This window comes from Microcoleus sp. Pol8_D6, assembly GCF_036700965.1.
Classification (GTDB): Bacteria; Cyanobacteriota; Cyanobacteriia; order Cyanobacteriales; family Microcoleaceae; genus Microcoleus.
In genome coordinates this window covers 1-19,307 of sequence record NZ_JAUBPW010000076.1, presented here as the reverse complement: position 1 = coordinate 19,307, position 19,307 = coordinate 1, and the positions used below count along the sequence as shown (strand labels likewise).

Annotated in this window: 17 protein-coding genes and 1 pseudogene; 12 read left to right on the top strand and 6 right to left on the bottom strand. The window is 44.8% G+C overall.

What is annotated here, in order from left to right; all coding sequences use genetic code 11:
• Nucleotides 1–34 precede the first annotated feature (34 nt).
• Nucleotides 35–409: a signal peptidase I gene (locus QUA10_RS24240; RefSeq protein WP_333082289.1), complete on the top strand. Its 375-nt coding sequence runs from the start codon at nt 35–37 to the stop codon at nt 407–409.
• Here the strand turns inward: QUA10_RS24240 and galK are convergent.
• The gene (gene galK / locus QUA10_RS24235) at nt 399–1,478 is read right to left on the bottom strand and encodes a galactokinase (RefSeq protein ID WP_333082290.1); all 1,080 of its coding nucleotides are present in this window, start codon (nt 1,476–1,478) and stop codon (nt 399–401) included. The genes QUA10_RS24240 and galK overlap by 11 nt on opposite strands.
• Before the next feature lie 262 nt (nt 1,479–1,740).
• Here galK and rsmA point away from each other — a divergent pair, with 262 nt between their 5' ends.
• Nucleotides 1,741–2,562, top strand: coding sequence for a 16S rRNA (adenine(1518)-N(6)/adenine(1519)-N(6))-dimethyltransferase RsmA (gene rsmA / locus QUA10_RS24230; protein WP_333082291.1), 822 nt, complete (start codon nt 1,741–1,743; stop codon nt 2,560–2,562).
• A 246-nt stretch (nt 2,563–2,808) separates the two neighbouring features.
• Here the strand turns inward: rsmA and QUA10_RS24225 are convergent, their stop codons facing one another.
• On the bottom strand, nt 2,809–4,335 hold the full coding sequence (locus QUA10_RS24225) for an ATP-binding protein (RefSeq protein WP_333082292.1): 1,527 nt from the start codon (nt 4,333–4,335) through the stop codon (nt 2,809–2,811).
• A 90-nt stretch (nt 4,336–4,425) separates the two neighbouring features.
• On the opposite strand from QUA10_RS24225, the gene ispE reads away from it, so the two are divergent.
• The 6 genes from ispE (at nt 4,426) to QUA10_RS24195 (ending at nt 8,710) form a co-directional block, all read left to right on the top strand.
• Nucleotides 4,426–5,403, top strand: coding sequence for a 4-(cytidine 5'-diphospho)-2-C-methyl-D-erythritol kinase (gene ispE, locus QUA10_RS24220; protein ID WP_333082293.1), 978 nt, complete (start codon nt 4,426–4,428; stop codon nt 5,401–5,403).
• A gap of 183 nt (nt 5,404–5,586) precedes the next feature.
• Nucleotides 5,587–5,940, top strand: coding sequence for a DUF3082 domain-containing protein (locus QUA10_RS24215; RefSeq protein ID WP_333082295.1), 354 nt, complete (start codon nt 5,587–5,589; stop codon nt 5,938–5,940).
• Nucleotides 5,941–6,015: 75 nt separating this feature from the next.
• Nucleotides 6,016–6,642: a DUF488 domain-containing protein gene (locus QUA10_RS24210; RefSeq protein WP_333082296.1), complete on the top strand. Its 627-nt coding sequence runs from the start codon at nt 6,016–6,018 to the stop codon at nt 6,640–6,642.
• On the top strand, nt 6,620–7,072 hold the full coding sequence (locus QUA10_RS24205) for a DUF488 domain-containing protein (RefSeq protein WP_333082297.1): 453 nt from the start codon (nt 6,620–6,622) through the stop codon (nt 7,070–7,072). The genes QUA10_RS24210 and QUA10_RS24205 overlap by 23 nt, the downstream gene beginning before the upstream one ends.
• 93 nt (nt 7,073–7,165) lie before the next feature.
• Complete coding sequence (locus tag QUA10_RS24200) at nt 7,166–7,852, top strand: dual OB domain-containing protein (protein WP_333082298.1); 687 nt, start codon at nt 7,166–7,168, stop codon at nt 7,850–7,852.
• Nucleotides 7,853–7,951: 99 nt separating this feature from the next.
• The gene (locus QUA10_RS24195) at nt 7,952–8,710 is read left to right on the top strand and encodes a hypothetical protein (protein ID WP_333082299.1); all 759 of its coding nucleotides are present in this window, start codon (nt 7,952–7,954) and stop codon (nt 8,708–8,710) included.
• Between the two features lie 109 nt (nt 8,711–8,819).
• On the opposite strand, the gene QUA10_RS24190 is transcribed toward QUA10_RS24195, so the two are convergent.
• The gene (locus tag QUA10_RS24190) at nt 8,820–9,035 is read right to left on the bottom strand and encodes a hypothetical protein (protein WP_333082300.1); all 216 of its coding nucleotides are present in this window, start codon (nt 9,033–9,035) and stop codon (nt 8,820–8,822) included.
• 71 nt (nt 9,036–9,106) lie between these two features.
• Here QUA10_RS24190 and metH point away from each other — a divergent pair, with 71 nt between their 5' ends.
• Nucleotides 9,107–12,658: a methionine synthase gene (gene metH / locus QUA10_RS24185; protein ID WP_333082301.1), complete on the top strand. Its 3,552-nt coding sequence runs from the start codon at nt 9,107–9,109 to the stop codon at nt 12,656–12,658.
• Nucleotides 12,659–12,908: 250 nt separating this feature from the next.
• Here the strand turns inward: metH and QUA10_RS24180 are convergent, their stop codons facing one another.
• The gene (locus tag QUA10_RS24180; protein WP_333082302.1) at nt 12,909–13,532 is read right to left on the bottom strand and encodes a hypothetical protein; all 624 of its coding nucleotides are present in this window, start codon (nt 13,530–13,532) and stop codon (nt 12,909–12,911) included.
• Between the two features lie 269 nt (nt 13,533–13,801).
• The gene (locus tag QUA10_RS24175; RefSeq protein ID WP_006634531.1) at nt 13,802–14,128 is read right to left on the bottom strand and encodes a YbjQ family protein; all 327 of its coding nucleotides are present in this window, start codon (nt 14,126–14,128) and stop codon (nt 13,802–13,804) included.
• Nucleotides 14,129–14,278: 150 nt separating this feature from the next.
• Here QUA10_RS24175 and QUA10_RS24170 point away from each other — a divergent pair, with 150 nt between their 5' ends.
• From QUA10_RS24170 to QUA10_RS29190, 3 genes are all read left to right on the top strand, one after another.
• Nucleotides 14,279–15,379 (top strand): tetratricopeptide repeat protein, encoded by a 1,101-nt coding sequence (locus QUA10_RS24170; protein WP_333082307.1) that lies wholly within the window; start codon nt 14,279–14,281, stop codon nt 15,377–15,379.
• Between the two features lie 437 nt (nt 15,380–15,816).
• The gene (gene crtO / locus QUA10_RS24165) at nt 15,817–17,514 is read left to right on the top strand and encodes a beta-carotene ketolase CrtO (protein ID WP_333082303.1); all 1,698 of its coding nucleotides are present in this window, start codon (nt 15,817–15,819) and stop codon (nt 17,512–17,514) included.
• Between the two features lie 242 nt (nt 17,515–17,756).
• Complete coding sequence (locus tag QUA10_RS29190) at nt 17,757–17,930, top strand: DUF6444 domain-containing protein (RefSeq protein WP_445242853.1); 174 nt, start codon at nt 17,757–17,759, stop codon at nt 17,928–17,930.
• A gap of 61 nt (nt 17,931–17,991) precedes the next feature.
• Here QUA10_RS29190 and QUA10_RS24160 read toward each other — a convergent pair.
• Nucleotides 17,992–18,714: pseudogene (locus QUA10_RS24160) on the bottom strand (IS1 family transposase).
• Nucleotides 18,715–19,307: the final 593 nt, after the last annotated feature.

The window sequence follows — 19,307 nt, the reverse complement described above, 5'->3', positions numbered from 1 at the left end:
ATATAACCATCTTTGTTGTTTACCTGATTAGCTGATGTCATCTCAAGTGGTTTTCGGAAATGCGGGCGCTGAAGGTGGAAGTCGGGGCGGTTGGTTTGCGGGTCACTTTATGAAGCCGGGCGATGACCCGCGATCGACTTCTGTTTTAGAGGTAAAATGGGGCACTCACCCCGCCGGAGATTGTAGGACTCAGTGGGCAGTAAATGCGGAAGCCACGACGCTTTCTATCCTGGTAAAAGGGCGGTTTCGCCTGCAATTTCCAGAACAAGAAATCTTGCTTTCTCGCGAAGGAGATTATGCTCTCTGGCTACCGGGAGTGCCTCATTATTGGTCGGCCGAGGAGGATTCGGTGATCGTCACTGTGCGCTGGCCTTCCCTGTCGGGAGATAGTTCTGGAGTTAAGAAGTAACTTTAACTTCGGGAACCAAAACGCGGCCACTATAGCCCGCGCGCTGGTAGCGATCGATCGCCTCTGATGCAATAACACCCGCTTTCCCACTCTCCACCAAGGCTACGCAAGCACCGCCAAAACCTCCGCCCGTCAGCCTTGCGCCGAAGACTCCCGGAATTGACTGCAAGATGGCCGCCAGCGTGTCTACTGCCGGCACCGAAACTTCGTAGTCGTCGCGCTGACTGGCATGGGAAGCATTCATTAACTCGCCAAAACGTTTTGCTGGCAATGACTTTACCGCTTCGAGTACGCGGTTGTTTTCAGTAACCACGTGCCGCGCTCGTCTTCTGAGGGGTTCCGGCAATACTTCCACTGCTTGCGGATCGGTGATATCCCTAAGAGCTTTAACTCCCAATATCCGCGCCGATTCCTCGCACTCGGCGCGCCGCTGGTTGTAGCCACTTCCTGCGGCGAGTTGGTGGCTTTCGCCACTGTCAATTACTAAAATTTCTGTGTTGGCGGGAAAAGGTATCGGGCGACATTCGAGGCTGCGGGTGTCGATTAATAGCATGGTGTTGGTGTCTGCTAAACTCGACGCCATTTGATCCATGATGCCACAGTTCAAGCCCGCATATCGGATTTCGACTTGCTGTCCGATTTGAGCTAGCCGCACGTCGTCTATGGGGAGGTTCAGCAGCGCGCGCACTCCTCTGAGGGTTGCTATTTCTAAAGCGGCGCTGCTGGACAAACCGGCTCCGATCGGCACAGTCGAGGTAATGTAGAGATTTATTGGCGGTACTTTGTATCCTTCTTTTTCTACAAGTCTGAGGCAGCCACAGATATAACTCACGAATTTTTGCGGTATGGTATCGTCGTCTGAAAAATTTATGAGTTCGTCATATTCTGCTGAATAAACATGGTGTCGATCGTCGCTGCTGAAGCCGATTTGTACTGTGGTGCGCTGGGGAATCGCTGTTGGAAGTACAAATCCATCGTTGTAGTCTGTGTGTTCGCCCAGCAGGTTTACTCGACCGGGGGCGCTGGCTGTGGTTTTGGGTAATGTACCAAATACTCGTTGGAATTTCATTTTTGGGGAATTGGTAATTGGTTCTTCGTTATTTGTTATTGGTTATTTGGAAAAACAGCTATCCGTGTATCCGTGCCTTCCGTGTCGTGCTGTTGGTAATTGGGAATAAATTAATTTATTTTTTATCGTTTATCCTTTTATAGTGCCCATGTTTTTTGGTTAGTTCAACCCCTGTTAACAAAAATAAACATGACCGTAGGTTAGGAAAAGATATTGAGCTGTGATAGAATGACAGGCTAAGATTTCTCCAAAAATTCAAAAAATGCGATCGACCAGACCCCGGAAACAGTTTGCTCAACATTGGCTCAAAAGCGAGAAAGCCTTAGATAAGATTGTGAAAGCGGCTTCTTTGGATCGCGATCGCGTCCTGGAAATTGGGCCGGGTACGGGGATTTTGACTCGGCGTTTGCTGCCTGCGGCTGAGTCTGTTGTTGCTGTGGAGATCGATCGAGATTTGTGTCTCAAACTAGCCAAACAACTCGGCAAAACCGACAATTTTTTACTGCTGCAAGGCGACTTTTTGGAAATGGACTTAGAGGCTGAATTAACCGCTTTTCCAAAATTCCAAAATCCCAATAAAGTTGTTGCCAATATTCCCTATAATATTACTGGCCCGATTCTGCAAAAACTGCTGGGAACGATATCTGTTCCTGCGGCTAAACCCTTCGATGCGATCGTGCTCTTAGTGCAGAAAGAAGTAGCCCAAAGGCTTTACGCTAAACCGGGTTCGACAGCTTTTGGCGCGCTGTCAGTGCGTGTGCAGTATTTAGCAGAATGCGAGTTAATTTGTGATGTGCCGTCTAAAGACTTTTTTCCGCCACCAAAAGTCGATTCCGCCGTGGTGCGGCTGCTTCCCAGAGAGATAGAAACTGCGGCGGTTAATCCGCGCTATTTGGAGAATTTAGTTAAGTTGGGATTTGGTAGCAAGCGCAAGATGCTGCGAAATAATTTGAAAGGGGCTGTGGACTTAGATAAACTCGTTCACTTGCTAGAAGAGTTACAGATAAATCCTCAATCTCGCGCTGAAGATTTAAGCGTGGATCAATGGGTAAGTTTGAGTAATAATATGCTCTCTGATGTTTAAAATTCAAGATTTTGTTAGATACCCGACTTCTTAAATAAGTGGCGTATTTGGGAATTCTTTTTTTATCAGGACTTACGCATCGGGGCCCATAAACCGGGTTTTTTACCGAATCTGCTGTGTACAACGAGTCTTTGCCTAAAAAAAAATGGTTGCTCAACAATCGGGCGTAATTCCTATTTACGAAAAACCAGTCTTTGGTCTGAATACTAACAGTTGAATTGAGGTTTTATGGGGATTCTTAAAGGTTTATTGCAGGCTAATCGGAATGTTAATAATAAATTCTGCACCTTTCCCCGGTGCAGAAATACACTGCAATTCGCCTTGATGTCTTACTGTGATAATTTGATAGCCAATTGATAAACCTAATCCCGTGCCTTTACCTACTGGTTTAGTGGTAAAAAATGGATTAAATAACTGGTTCCTCACCGATTCTGTGATTTCTGGCCCGTTGTTGCTAATTCGGATTTCTACGACTTCACTTTCTAAAAGTTTGGTAGAGATTTTGATGCGGCGGGGATTCGCTTCATGGGCTGCAATCGACTCGCTGTGGCTGTCATCTTCTAAAGCATCAATAGCATTAGCCAGGATATTCATAAACACTTGATTTAGCTGTCCGGGGTAGCACTCTATTCGGGGTAAGTTGCCATATTCTTTGATAACTTGAATATTCTCCAAACCGGGCTTAGCATTCAATCTGCTTTGCAAAATCATCAGTGTGCTGTCAATTCCTTCATGAATGTCGGCTAATTTCATTTCTGCTTCGTCATGGCGAGAAAAAATTCGCAGCGACTTGACAATACCAAAAATCCGCTCAGCGCCGTTTATCATAGAAATTAATATTTTTGGCAGGTCAGAGATGATAAAGTCTAAATCTATAGACTCGATTTTTTCTTGAACTATGGGTATGGGATTCGGATACTGTTCTTGATAGAGATTCACCAGTTCTAGCAAACTATTGGCATACTGGCGGGTGTGAGTAATATTGCCGTAAATAAAGTTAATCGGATTGTTAATTTCATGAGCAACACCAGCGACCAATTGCCCTAAAGATGACATTTTTTCGCTGTGAATTAGGTTGGATTGAGCTTGCTTCAATTCAGACAAGGCTTGTTCGAGCTGTTGAGTTTGACATTTTAACTCTGCGGTGCGTTCCTCAACTCTAATTTCTAATTCTTCTTTAGCTTTTTGTAGGGCAGCTTCTGCTAACTGGCGCTCGACAATTTCCGATGCTAGGAGTCGGTTGGCAAATTCTAGATGTTGCGTTTGAGACTTTAACTCTGCGGTGCGTTTCTCAACGCGAATTTCTAATTCTTCTTTAGCTTTTTGTAGGGCAGCTTCTGCTAATTGGCGCTCGACAATTTCAGCTTCTAGGAGTCGGTTGGCGGATTCTAACTGTGCGGGACTGGGGAGTGCTAGGGCTTGAGGCATTAAGTCTACCAAAAGTATGGCTGTAGCTAAGGAAATAAGGGCAGTAATTGCTTTCATTGTTCCTGAAAGCCAATAGTTAGGATGCCAAAGTGTCCAGAGTTCAAATATGTGAGTGATGCCACAGGCGACGATAAAGGCTCCAAACAGGGCAAAGATCCAATCAAAAGGCAAATCTTCGCGTTTGGAAATAAAATAAACCAATGTAATGGGGATGGAAAAATACGCGAGTGCAATGATAGAATCTGAGGCAATGTGAAGCCCGACTAATGGGGTATGCCAGAGATAGCAGTGGCCGTGAGGAATAAATGGCCCGGAAGTAAAAAAAGTTTTCCACATTTCCTGCATAATATTTCCTTTGAGTTGTGAGAAAATGGACTCTGACTGGTGTCAATTAATTTCAACCAGGGGTTTCTTTCACCTGCGGCTTAATCACCTATGCGTTCATATTCTCTGCTAGCTTCAGCAAAAATCAATCTGTATTTGGAAATCATAGGCGATCGCCCCGACGGATATCACGAACTGGCGATGGTACTTCAAAGCATAGATTTAGCCGATCGAATTGACTTGCGCGCGATCGGTACGGACACGATTCGCGTGCGCTGCGATCACCCGCAAGTCCCTCCTGATAAGAATAACCTGGCCTACCGGGCGGCGGATTTGTTGGCGAAGCAATTCCCCGATGCTTTGGCGAAATACGGCGGAGTCGAGATTGCGATTCACAAGCAGATTCCAGTGGCGGCGGGGCTTGCAGGCGGTTCGGCCAATGCGGCTGCGGTTTTAGTTGGGATGGATTTGCTGTGGCAATTGGGACTTACTCAGTCGGAGTTGCAAGAGTTGGGGGGAACTTTGGGTTCGGATGTGCCTTTTTGCATTGCTGGAGGTACGGCTTTGGCAACTGGTCGCGGAGATAAACTGTCGCCGCTGCCTGATTTGGGGGGCTTTTATGTGGTGTTGGCCAAGTACCGCAATCTCAGTATTTCTACCGCCTGGGCCTATCAAACTTATCGGCAGCAGTTCAGTAGTTCCTATTGTGCAGCGGAAGATTTGGAGTGCCGCCGGCAACGGTTGCATTCGGGCCCGATGGTGGGGGCGATCGCCCAAAAAGATCGATCAAAAATTGGTCAATTGCTGCACAACGATTTAGAAAAAGTTGCTTTGCCTGTGTACCCGCAGGTCTTGCAGTTGCGCCAGGCTTTTGAGTCGGCGGGGGCTTTGGGAACGATGATGTCGGGTTCCGGGCCGACGGTGTTTGCGCTGGCGGAGTCTTCAGAGCAGGCTCAGCAAGTTATGGAACGGGTTAAAAGTGCGATCGCTTCTCCCGATTTGGATTTTTGGGTAGCACAGTTTAGCAATACTGGGATTCGGATTTTTTCGGAGGAAAATGATGTAAAAGCGCCGATTCCGAGGGTGTAACTCGAAGATGGTGCGATCGCGATCGCCAGTTAAACCTGTCTAACAGGCGATGGTAAAGATGAATCTAACTTTTCGCAGAGTCTATTGAACTCGAAGAACTGATAAAATGTCATTCAACAGAGATTTTAGTTTTGGTGAATTAACCAAAAATCTAAAATCTAAAATCTAAAATCTAAAATCGCAATGACTGATTTAACTAATCCAGATTCTACTTCTCAACCTCCGAGTTCGGCTGGAGATGCAACCTCTGCATCTTCCACGCCGCCGACGGTTTTGCGGTGTCTGACTGGTTCGCTGATGGCGGGCGGGTTTGCAGCAGCTTTGTACGCGCTAACTTTGTCTATCGCCCAAACTTTTGCTAATAAACCGATTCATTCTGACAATGTGACTGCAATTAATATTGCGGCGGCTGTGCGAACTTTAGTAATGGGAATTGTGGCTTTGGGTGCGGGTGTTTTTGCTTTTGCATCTGTGGGTTTGATGCTGCTGACTTTGCAACTTTTGATTCAAAAGTTGGTGAAAAAAACCACAGGTTGAAGTCTACAGGTTGAAACAATCAGGCTACACAAACTCTTCTCCGCAAGGCAAAGACTGCATAGTAAGATCGAAGCAATGGAATTATTTACGATCGGACACTCCAATCTGAGTATTGAAGCGTTTATTTTGCTGCTGCAACAACACGGAATTACGGCGGTTGCGGACGTGCGATCGCATCCGTTTAGCCGCTATTTACCTCATTTTAATAAATCCGAAATTAAAGCTTCTCTGTCAAGTGTCGGCATTCAATATGTTTTTTTAGGCAAAGAGTTGGGCGCGAGACCGGAGGATTTAAGCTGTTACGATACTAGCGGTAAAGCTTTATACGATCGCATAGCAGCAACTTCTCTATTTTCCGCAGGAATTCAGCGCTTGCTAAAAGGCGCCGCCAATTATAAAATCAGTTTAATGTGTGCGGAAAAAGACCCGATTACTTGTCATCGGACTATTTTAGTTTGCCGCAAAGTCAGAGAGTTTAATTTACAAATTAATCACATTTTGTCAGATGGCAATTTAGAATCGCACCAGCATTTAGAAGAAAGACTTTTGAGCAAGTTTAACAAAGGCAAAAAAAATAATGAGCCAATTCAGCTAAGCTTGTTTGAATTAGAGCCTCAAGTTAAACAGGAAATAGTTGATTTAGAAACAGCTTATTATCGTCACGGATTGGAAATAGCTTATGTCACCAAAGAAAGCAATTAATTTATTTACAATTGGTTTTACTCAAAAAAGTGCGGAGGATTTTTTTGGGATTTTGGTGCAAGCGGGAGTCCGCAGGGTGATAGATACACGGCTGAATAATGTATCACAGTTAGCAGGTTTTGCTAAGCGGAAAGATTTAGAATATTTTCTGCGAACCATTGGTAATATTGAGTATTTTCATGTGCTGGATTTAGCGCCGACTCAAGATATTTTGGATGATTATAAAAAGAAAAAGGGAGATTGGGATGTTTATAAACAGAAGTTTTTGGGCTTAATGGGCGATCGACAAATTGAACACAATGTTTCATCGGATCTTATGGACTGTGCGTGTCTGCTTTGTAGCGAACCAAAACCTCATAATTGTCATCGCCGCTTAGTTGCTGAATATCTCAGCGATAAGTGGAAAAATGTCACCATTAATCATCTGTGATTTAGGGAAAATACTGTATCACTGTGGGATAAATCTAAAATATAAAATCTAACATCTAACATCTAAAATCTAAAATCTAAAATCTAAAATCGAATGACTCAAATAATTTGTCTCGCTAATTCCTGGAAACACGGCGACAGGTGCATCGCCGGAATTAATGAACTTCAAGGTAAGTGGGTGCGTCCTGTTTCCGACTTACCAGATGGCAAAATCCCTAAAGAAATGTGGCTGATAAATAGACTTGAACCCGCGTTGTTAGATGTTCTAGAAATCCCTCTAGCCAAGACGGGGCCGGACTTTGGCTTTGCGTGTGAAAATCTTTCTGTTTTACCGGGAGAATGGCGGCAAGTAGGGAAAGTTCCGCCAGCATATTTGCTGAAATATTGCAATAGTCAAAAGTATATTTTGCACAACGATTTGCAATATGTTACGGTGGAATATATGCAGTCTTTGTCAATGTGCGAGCGCCTAACTTTGCAATTAGTCAAAGCAGTAAGATTTACGGTAAACGAGCCAATTAAAAGAAAGGAAGGTGGTAATAAATGGAAAGGATCTATTGTCACGCAGCATGGTCAAAGATTGACTGCAACAATTACCGATCCGGTGTTTATTAGAAAGTTAGAGTTGGGCTATCGACCGCAAAAACCTTGTTTGGTAACAGTGAGTTTGACTATGCCTTGGCGGCCGGATGATTGGGAGGGAGATGACCCTTGTTGGAAGTTGATTGCCGGTGTGATAGAGTTGCCGGAAGGTCTGGTTCATGATGAAGTTTTGTTGTGACCATAATGGGCTATCGATTATTTATTTCTTTTTATTTCCCGCACAAAGTCTGTTCGTGCTATAATTCTGCGGGACAATAGCAGAAAGGGGTGCTTTTTTATGAAAGCAGAATTTTATTTTGACTGTCACAAATATATTTGCAGTTTAGTTCAAGTGGATTTTGTCAAGGAATTAAAAATAAAAAATCATCAAGGTTTTGTTTTGGCTGTTAAGCAAGGAGAAAAAATTGGACTTTTGGGAAAAAGTCGCCATAATGCTAAACAAGTTGATGTATCTAAACCACATTTTTATAATGTGATTAAAGCAGCTATGAGCGCTTTGGAATTAGAAACTAGAAATGAGGTGATATTAGATAGAAATCGAACTATTGCTGATGCCGAAGAACTGATTCAGCAGCAAAACCGAGAAATTCGCGTTCTCAACGAACAGCTTAGAATGCTGGCGACTAAGGTTGAGGAATTGTCCAGGGAAAACCAGCAGTTATCTATGCAGCTAGTAGAGAAAGAAATAATAGAAAATAAAATTAATCAAGAACTTGATAACTTTCCTACTACGGAGGAAGATTTAGCGGCGGTGGAAATTGAACAGCAGATTGAAGAAGGTGAAATTATTCAAGAAATCGCACAATTGCCGATTCAAAATTCTGGGTGGGACCTGCAGTTAATCGCAAATCAACAGAATGCGGAGGAGGCTGAGGAAGAGGAAAAAATCAGCGGGGGCGAGGTTGAAGTTGGTGATTTAGAAATTATAGAAGAAGTAGAAGAAAATGTAAAAAAAGTAGAAGTCCCAGGAGGAGAAAGTGAAATTAAGCGACTGCCTAAAAGACCTTCCAACAGAAAAATGAGAAAAAAATCTTAATGCTGTAGTTATAGAGCAATTTTCGCATCATTTGTGAATTTATTACGGACTCCCAGCGGGTTCGGGGAGGGTTGGGGTGGGGTAAAAATAAACGAGTCATTTAGGATTGCTATATAACTCCTTTATTTGTGGCGATCGCATTTTGACAAAATTCGTCAGCAGTTAAGCGAAAAAATCCCTCGCAACTAGCCCGTTTTCCCCTCGCAGGCTCACGCACAACAGAATTTTGACAAGAATCCAGGGCGATCGCTAAAATTACAGCTACGATCGAACTATTGTCAGCAGCATTAAATCCTTCAGTAATTAGTCGTTTGGCAAGAGTCACATAATTGTTGACAATATTGCACAATAGATAAAATTGTAAATATATAGCACCTGCGTTTTTTTTGACCGCTTATGAATAGCAGATTCCTCGATCGACTCCACCACCCGTCACGCCCCGTCATCGTCTTCGACGGCGCAATGGGAACCAACCTGCAAGTCCAAAACCTCACCGCAGAAGACTTTGGCGGCAAAGAATACGAAGGCTGCAACGAATATCTCGTCCACACGAAACCGGAAGCCGTCGCCAACGTGCACCGGGGATTCCTCGAAGCAGGGGCCGATGTCATCGAAACAGACACCTTTGGCGGCGCTTCCATCGTACTCGCGGAATACGATTTGGCAGACAAAGCATATTATCTCAACAAAACAGCAGCCGAACTCGCCAAGGGTATCGCCGCTGAATTTTCCACCCCAGAAAAACCTCGATTTGTCGCAGGATCGATCGGGCCAGGCACCAAATTGCCAACATTAGGACACATCGATTTCGACACTCTCACCGCCGCTTTTGCCGAACAAGCAGAAGGACTTTATGACGGCGGCGTTGACTTATTTATTGTCGAAACTTGTCAAGATGTGCTGCAAATTAAATCAGCATTAAATGCCATTGAAGAAGTATTTAAGAAAAAAGGTGCGCGAATTCCGTTAATGGTATCAGTCACAATGGAAGCCACCGGCACAATGTTAGTCGGTTCCGACATCAGCGCCGCCCTAGCAATTTTGCAGCCGTACCCGATCGACATTTTAGGCCTGAACTGCGCCACCGGGCCCGATCGCATGGCCGAACACGTCAAATACCTTTCCGAACATTCGCCCTTCGTCGTTTCCTGCGTTCCCAACGCCGGTTTACCCGAAAACATCGGCGGGCACGCGCACTACAAACTCACGCCAATAGAATTAAAAATGGCCTTGATGCGCTTTGTCGAAGACTTAGGCGTGCAAGTCATCGGTGGCTGCTGTGGCACCCGCTACGATCACATCCGCGAACTAGCAGAAATTGGCAAAACTCTTAAACCCAAAATTCGCGAAATTACTTGGGAACCATCTGCCGCCTCAATTTACACCGCCCAACCCTACGAACAAGAAAATTCCTTCTTAATTGTCGGCGAAAGACTCAACGCCAGCGGTTCCAAAAAATGCCGCGATTTGCTAAACGCCGAAGACTGGGACGGTTTAGTAGCAATGGCCAGAGAACAAGTGCGAGAAGGCGCGCACATTCTCGATGTCAACGTTGATTATGTCGGCCGCGACGGCGTGCGAGACATGAAAGAATTAGTTTCCCGCGTTGTGACTAATGCAACTCTCCCTTTAATGCTGGATTCCACCGAATGGGAAAAGATGGAAGCAGGCTTAAAAGTTGCGGGCGGCAAATGTTTGCTGAATTCCACTAACTACGAAGACGGAGAACCGCGTTTTTATCAAGTTTTGGAGTTGGCGAAAAAATACGGCGCGGGCATAGTTATCGGGACAATTGACGAAGACGGGATGGCCAGAACTGCTGACCAAAAATTTGCGATCGCCCAGCGCGCATATAACGCCGCCGTCGCCTACGGAATTCCCGCTGAGGAAATATTTTTTGACACCCTAGCATTGCCTATTTCCACCGGGATTGAAGAAGACAGAAAAAACGGCAAAGCCACCATCGAATCGATCCGCCGCATCCGCCAAGAATTGCCCGGTTGTCACGTAATTTTAGGAGTTTCTAACATTTCCTTCGGCTTGAATCCGGCGGCGCGGCAAGTTTTGAATTCCATGTTTTTGCACGAAGCGATGCAAGCCGGGATGGACTCGGCAATTGTCAGCGCTAATAAGATTTTGCCCCTCGCCAAAATCGACCCCAAACACCAAGAAATCTGCCGTAAACTGATTTACGACGAACGGGAGTTTGACGGCGAAATTTGCGTTTACGACCCCTTGGGCGAGCTAACAACGGTGTTTGCGGGCAAAACTACCAAGCGCGATCGGACAGAAGACGCAAGCCTTCCGGTAGAAGAACGCCTGAAGCAGCACATCATCGACGGCGAACGCATTGGACTAGATATCCAACTCGCCAAAGCATTAGAAACCTATCCGCCTCTCCACATTATCAATACTTTCCTGTTAGACGGCATGAAAGTAGTCGGAGAATTGTTCGGTTCGGGACAAATGCAACTGCCCTTTGTTTTGCAGTCAGCAGAAACAATGAAAGCGGCAGTTGCCTATTTAGAACCGCACATGGAAAAGTCCGAATCCGGGGACAATGCCAAAGGGACATTCATCATAGCTACTGTCAAAGGCGACGTTCACGATATCGGCAAAAACTTGGTTGACATTATTTTATCAAACAACGGCTACCGAGTGATCAACTTGGGAATTAAACAGTCGGTTGACAATATCATCGAAGCTTACGAGAAGCACAAAGCCGACTGTATAGCGATGAGTGGCTTGCTGGTAAAATCCACCGCGTTCATGAAAGAGAATCTGGAAGTGTTCAACCAGAAAGGAATTACCGTTCCGGTAATTTTGGGCGGCGCCGCTTTGACTCCCAAGTTTGTGCATGAAGACTGTCAAAATACTTACAAAGGTAAAGTTATTTACGGCAAAGATGCGTTTTCCGACTTGCACTTTATGGACAAACTCATGCCTGCAAAATCTGCGGGTAAATGGGAAGATTTGCAAGGATTTTTAGATGAAATAGGACAGGATAATGGCGCGGTTAAAGAAGCTAAAGCTGCGCCAGAAAATTCTGTAGAAGATGCCAAGAAAGCAGACACTCCTGTGGTAATAGATACCAGGCGATCCGAGGCAGTTTCAGCAGATATCGATCGCCCGAATCCTCCCTTCTGGGGAACGAAACTGTTGCAGGGAGAAGACATCCCCTTTGAAGAGATTTTCTGGCACTTAGATTTGCAAGCTTTAGTTGCGGGTCAGTGGCAATTCCGCAAGCCAAAAGACCAATCGCGGGAAGAATACGACGCTTTCTTAGCGGAAAAAGTTTATCCCATCTTGGAAGAGTGGAAACACAAAGTCATCACCGAAAATTTACTGCAGCCGCAAGCAATTTACGGGTATTTTCCCTGTCAAGCTGAAGGTAATTCTTTGCATTTGTACGATCCAGAAATCATGGATGGCGGGCAAGATGTATCGACACCCGCTGCAACATTCACATTTCCCCGGCAAAAATCGGCGCGACGGCTGTGCATTGCCGACTTCTTTGCGCCCAAAGAATCGGGTAAAATCGATGTATTTCCGATGCAAGTAGCGACAGTGGGAGAGATGGCTACAGAGTACGCGCAAAAGCTATTTGCTAACAATCAATATACCGACTATCTCTACTTTCATGGATTAGCGGTACAGACAGCGGAAGCAATAGCAGAATGGACTCACGCGCGAATTCGGCGCGAATTGGGCTTTGGTAGCGAGGAACCGGACAACATTCGCGATATGCTGGCACAAAGATATCGCGGTTCGCGGTACAGTTTCGGCTATCCTGCTTGTCCGAATATGGCGGATCAGTACAAGCAACTGGAATTGTTAAAGTGCGATCGTATCAACCTCTATATGGATGAAAGCGAACAACTGTATCCGGAACAATCAACAACGGCAATTATCACCTATCACCCGGCCGCCAAATACTTCAGCGCTTAATTCGTAGGGTACGCTATAAGCACATTTCTCTCGCTTTGATCGTTCATTATCCTCCTTCCCAGGCTCTGCCTGGGAAGAAAGATATGGAGGCTCTGCCTCGCTTTAAAAACCGGGAGGCAGAGCCTCAAAAAATGCGTTTTCAGGTATAACCTGCCAACAATAAAAAAATAGTTGACGAATTCAAGCAACAAAAAAGCACCTTAAAAAAAGTGCTTTCCTGAATATGAACTTTCCGTGTCTGACGAAACTTTTATGAGTAATTCCGGGGAGTGCGCGCACCGGCAGATGCTCCTACCATCGAAGCAACTAAACCCAATAGCGAGCCGAACAAAAACGACCAACCAGCTTTTGCAGCATTACCAGCAATATTGCGAGCATCCTGAGCAGATACGTTAGGTGCTCGGTTCGGCAAATCTACTCCGCCCTGCTGCGCTTGATTAATTGCTTCTCCCGCATTCGCAGCTATTACGCCAAAAGTACCAGCCACGCCATTTGCTAACAGCCAAGAGCCAATTGTTAAGGTAGTTGCCCACAAAATTGCTCCGTTCAAAAGCGCTGTGTTGCGATTCATCGGGCCGCAAGCGCGAGCAGTTACCCAACCGCCAACGGCCAAGCTAATTAACAAACTAATAATTGACCAAATTCCGACGCCGGCACCCACGTCCCCTGAAATAGTGCGCGGAGCTCCTGAACCAGCAATGCTGCTCAACCCGATCGCAGCGCCCAATGCACTTAACACCAGTTGTGTGCCGATCGCAATTACCAAACCAGAAAAAATCGGGCCCCAACGTACTCGATCGTGGTATTCCATCACTGAATTTACGACCACGGGTTCGGTACCAACGTTATCTACAGGTCTATTTACGTATGACATAGATTTTTTTTTCCTCTGAGATTTGCTTTAATTTTTAACAATCTTTCACTTAAGCATTGATTGTGGCTGAGATTGATAGAAACTATATCTGCCTGGGGAAATAACCAGTATCTATGTCTGAAGAAAGAAACGAAAAAGTCATCCGCCCCCAGCCACCCGCTATTAGCTAATGACTGATGACTGATGACTGATGACTGATAACTATTTTATCCCGTTGGAAAACTTGCCGGATGTATACAGAAAATGCGGACGTATACAGAAAAAACAGCTTAACGCAATCTTACAGCCGTTCCAACGGCAGTAATCAGCAGCAAAGCCCCGTTTGAGTCTACATTAATCGTGCCGGTGTCAACTTCCACCCCGATTACGGCATTGGCGCCGAGGCGCTGAGCCCGTTTTTCCAGTTCCGCGAGGGCATCTCGCTGTCCTTTGAGAAACACTTCCTCGTAACTGCCGGTGCGTCCGCCGATGATGTCGCGAATGCCAGCGAAGAAATCTCGCAGGGCATTGGTGCCGTATACAACCTCAGCAGTTACAATTCCCAGGTAAGATTGAATTTCTGCTCCTTGGATGATATCAGTTGTTGTTACAATCATCAGTTGGCCTCAATCGCGAAAATTTTGAGTGGGTCTTGTTCTGTAGATTTACTACATCTCGCCACTCAAACATTCCTGGTAAATCATTAGTTGTCAGCTTGCCAAGCAGACAGCAACTCGCTCTTCCATTCCACATACTCTTTGAAACACATGGCCGTGCACAAACAAAGTCTCTTGGTATTCAGTACGTTGCTAGTAGCAGGATTCGCTGTCGCAGCGCCGCAGATAGCGCTCTCAGCAGAAATATCCGTTCAAGTCAACCCTCAAAATAATTCAAATTTAGATGATCTGCTGCGACAAGGGCGCGAGTTTGTAGATTTAGGAGACTACACTAGGGCGATCGCCATTTATCAAGAAGCGGCGCGTTTAGATACGGAAAACCCCCGCATTTTTTCGGGTATTGGCTATTTAGAAGCGCGTCAGGGCAACTATCAAGCCTCAGTAGAATTTTACCAACAAGCGATCGGTCTCGAACCGAATAATGCTGACTTCCAATACGCATTAGGATATGCTATGGCGAATTTACAAAACTATCCCGCAGCAGCCACAGCTTACCGCCGCGCCGCTGTGCTCGATCGCAAAAATGTCAATGCCCGAATCGGTCTCGGAGTGGTACTCTTTCAGCAAAAAGATTACAGCGGTTCTTTTAAAGCATACCAAGAGGCGATCGCCCTCGATCCGAAAAATTGGCAAGCTTATTCTTCAATGGGTTTAGTATTGATCCAGCAGGGAAGTTTTGCCAGTGCTGTCACCGTGCTCCAACAAGCAGCCGAACTCGCTCCCAAACAAGCAGGTGTCCAGTTAAAATTAGGCACTGCTTTGCTGCGTGCCGGCTATACTTCCGAAGGGCTAGCAGCTTTTGAAGAAGCTGCCAAATTGGAGCCCCGGAATCCAGAAGTGCAGCTAGAAATTGGCGAACTTCTCCAGGCTCAAAACGACTTCGACGGAGCGCTTATAGCTTATCAGCGGGCTATTGCGGTGCGACCTAATTTAGTGGAAGCACACGCAGGAATGGGAAAAATTCAACTGGAAAAACAAGATTTTTCAGGAGCGATTACTACTTTTCGGCGAGTGATTAAGCTTGATCCAAACCGGGCAGAAGCTTATTACAATATGGGTAAGGCACTCCAAGCGCGCGATCGCAAATCCGAAGCAATTGAAGCTTTTCAACAAGCCCTCGACACTTACCGCCAGCAAGGCAACAATGATGGTGTACAAAAATCTGAGGCGGCATTGCGGGAACTGAAGTAATATTTCTCACTGTACTAATAGGTAATTGGCTAGCAGTTTTGAGTGTGGAGTAAGTAATTTTCCTAGGGCTTAACTCCTTCCAATCGCCGTGTGGCCAGGAAAAAAGCAATCTCAAAACTGTTTCTATTACCTATTACCTCTGCTCCCTTTCCTCTTCCTTTTTCCTTCTTACTTCGTTTGCTTAAATTTTTACTTTAATGCAAATAAATGTGGCTAAATAGAGTACAATATTGGCATTGGCGCGATATAAGAAAGGCGATAGCTCTGTAAATTCAAGAAGAAATAAGGCGCTTACACAACAGCGTTTTTTCAAAGCTCCATCTTTTGTAATATGCTAAAAAGGCTTATTGACAATGAATCTATTTCTATTGGTAGAGACGGCAAAGTTGTTAACATTTGTAAAATAAGCAAAATATCCTCTCCCTAGAACTTCATCTATGCAAACGTATGATGTCATTATCATAGGCGCAGGTCACAACGGACTCGTCTGTGCGTCTTATCTGCTGAAAGCTGGATATACCGTTCTGTTGTTAGAAAAACGTTCGGTTCCCGGCGGCGCGGCAACTACTGAAGCTGCGATTCCGGAATTGCCGGATTTTAAATTCAATATGTGCGCAATCGACCACGAGTTTATCCATTTAGGACCAGTTGTCGAAGAATTAGAACTGGAAAAACACGGTTTAGAATATCTTTTCTGCGATCCAGTTGCCTTTTGTCCGCATCCCGACGGTAAATATTTCTTAGCACACAAATCTGTAGAAAAAACTTGTGCTGAAATTGCGCGCTACAACGAGCGCGATGCTAAAAAATATGCCGAATATACAGACTTTTGGCAGCGGGCTTTAGGTGCAATGGTTCCGATGTTTAATGCGCCACCAAAATCCATCATAGATATTCTGGGCAACTACGATATTTCAAAGATCAAAGATTTATTGTCAGTCATCGGTTCCCCCGACAAAACGCTGGACTTTATTCGCACGATGCTCACCAGCGCTGAAGACATTGTCAACGAGTGGTTTGACGAGGAATTTATCAAAGCACCCCTAGCAAGATTCGCCTCAGAACTCGGCGCGCCTCCTTCGCAAAAAACCCTTGCTGTAGGCGCAATTATGCTGGCAATGAGACACAATCCCGGCATGGCAAGACCGCGCGGAGGGACGGGTGCATTAGTGCAAGCGCTGCTAAATGTAGTGAAAAGTTACTCTGGTGTGGTACTTACCGACCAGCACGTCGAGAAAATCTTAATTGATGACGGTCGCGCTGTGGGAGTTCGAGTTGCCAACGGCACGGAATACCGCGCGACAAAAGGTGTCATTTCTAATATTGATGCTAAGCGCTTGTTTCTGCACTTAATGGACTCCAGCGATGTTGACAGTGCCGACCCGGATTTGCGGGAAAGATTGGAGCGCAAAATTGTTAACAACAACGAGACTATTCTCAAAATAGACTTAGCTCTAAATGAAATGCCCAAGTTTGAGCGCTGGAATCATCGGGACGAATTTTTAATCGGTTCGGTTTTAATTGCCGACTCGGTGAGACACGTTGAAATCGCTCACAGCGACCCTTCAATTGGCAGAATCCCCGACTCAGACCCATCGATGTATGTGGTGTTTCCGACGGTACTAGACCCGTCAATGGCTCCCCCCGGACATCATACGGCTTGGATTGAATTTTTTGCTCCTTACATGATCGAAAATGCTGAAGGAACCGGCCAGCACGGTACGGGTTGGACGGATGAGCTGAAGAACAAAGTTGCCGATCGCTGCATTGATAAATTAGCAGAATACGCGCCAAATATCAAAAATTCTATTATAGGACGCCACGTGGAAAGTCCGGCAGAATTGGGAGAGCGTTTGGGGGCTTTGAAAGGGAATTATTATCACGTTGATATGACGCTAGATCAGATGATATTTTTCCGTCCTTTGCCGGAGTTGGCGAATTACAAAACGCCGATCGATGGTTTGTTCCTCACGGGGGCGGGAACGCATCCGGGTGGCTCAATTTCGGGGATGCCGGGACGCAATACCGCTCGCGTTTTCATGCACTCGCAGCAGCCTTTCGCGCAGACTTTAGCAGATGCGGCTAATACTCTGAAAGCGAAGGGTAAGTCGGTATTTCGGAGTAATGAGAAGTAAGAGGACTGGCACTGCCCGCCCTTATTGATTTACTCAGAACTTACGCACTCCCATCGAAGAAACCGGGTTTTTTACCGAATCAGAAGTCACAACCAACTATTGTCGTAAAATACCCGGTTTCTATGCCCCTATGCGTAAGTCCTATTAATGTTTCCATTAGGGTTAGTTGCAAAATAGAGTAATTTTATTTGTAATTGCTCAACCCCCTTGACAAGAAGACAAGATAGACATTAGATCAAGGAATGGAAAAACTCCCCGACTTAAAGCAACTATCGAACGAGGCAAAAGAAGCCTTGATAGTAGAGCTATGGCCAGAAATCCAAAAACTTAGCGCAGCATTAGCCACATACGAACCAAAACTAGGCCCATCTCCCACCAAAACTAGCCAAAATTCCAGCACTCCACCATCCTCATGATTCAAGCCAAACATTAAGCCGTCGAAAATTGGGTAGTGATAAATATGTAGTAATTAGATATTCATTGGCTCAAAACATAGTTGTAATGATGGATAAAATACCAAATAGCACCAATATGGTTTTCTAACTTTTTAGAAAATGAAAGAGTCTTTCTTACGAGCCGAGAAACACGTTGGCGCAAAGTATTATTAAATCTTTCAATGTGATTAGTCTTTCCACTGTCTTTACCAACTGGTTGATGGCGTAGCGAAGGAAAAATACAAGCATAAGCCTGCCAAAAATCTGTATAACAAACAACACATTGTCGATATACAGGAGGTAGAGAATTCCATAATTGTTTGGCTCCTTCTTGGCTACGGTCGCCAATATAAACACCAATAATTTCTCTGGTTTCTCTATCCCTTGCTAACCACACCCATTGCTTATTTTATTTGTAATCTACAAATGACCACAGTTCATCACATTCAACATTCAATCTGACTTTTTTTTAGGTTTAACCTTTACTGTACGTTCGATTGAGGCATATTTATTATTTACATAATACTGTAACCATTTTTGAGAAACACCCGTGCTTCTAGCTATACCAGCCAAAGAAATCTTCTCCAAAAGAAGTCGATCGATTAAATCTTGTGTTTGTGAAGCTCATTACTTTGTTTGTCGGATTTTCGACAAATTGGCGACCGCAACTTTGACATTTGTGTTTTGGTTTTTTATTATGAATAATACCAGTTTTCACTATGTGATTTGAACCACAATCAGGGCAGTCTGGTCGTAAAAATAGCATATTCTATCATGTCGGGTCGATTACCCCTAATAAAAACTCCTGAAACTACTGGTACGAAGGGATCGTCATCATGAGCAATCGTTAGGGCATCATATTACATAACTCAACTAATGTTGGCAGATATTAAGGATTCCAGCAATAGTTTAGTCATGAGAGCAGAAGTGTAACTAAATCTACATTCGAGCGCGTAAAGAAATATTAAAATCACAAAATTTGATTGTGTCATTTATAAAATTATCATATGTATTCAATTACTGTAATTAAACTTCACTACATATTTATTACTACTGGATTGAGTTGACGTTCCAGGTGGCGATTTTCATTTTTTGTTTGTTATATACTCTCTGATTACGGGCGCGATAGTAAAGTGCGATCGCCCATTTTGTTGGACAGTTTCAACTAATGACCGTCGTCCTAAAGATTGCATGACATTTAATAGTTCTGCCCTTGATAGTTGCAGGTTTTCTGGTATTTTTGAGATGTCTGCTGGTTCCGGGGTACTTGCTAGCCAACCCATACAGCGTTTCCCGCTATTATGAGGTACAGTAGCAGCAATTAGCAAACCAATTTCTTAAATGTTTAGGGTTCATTAA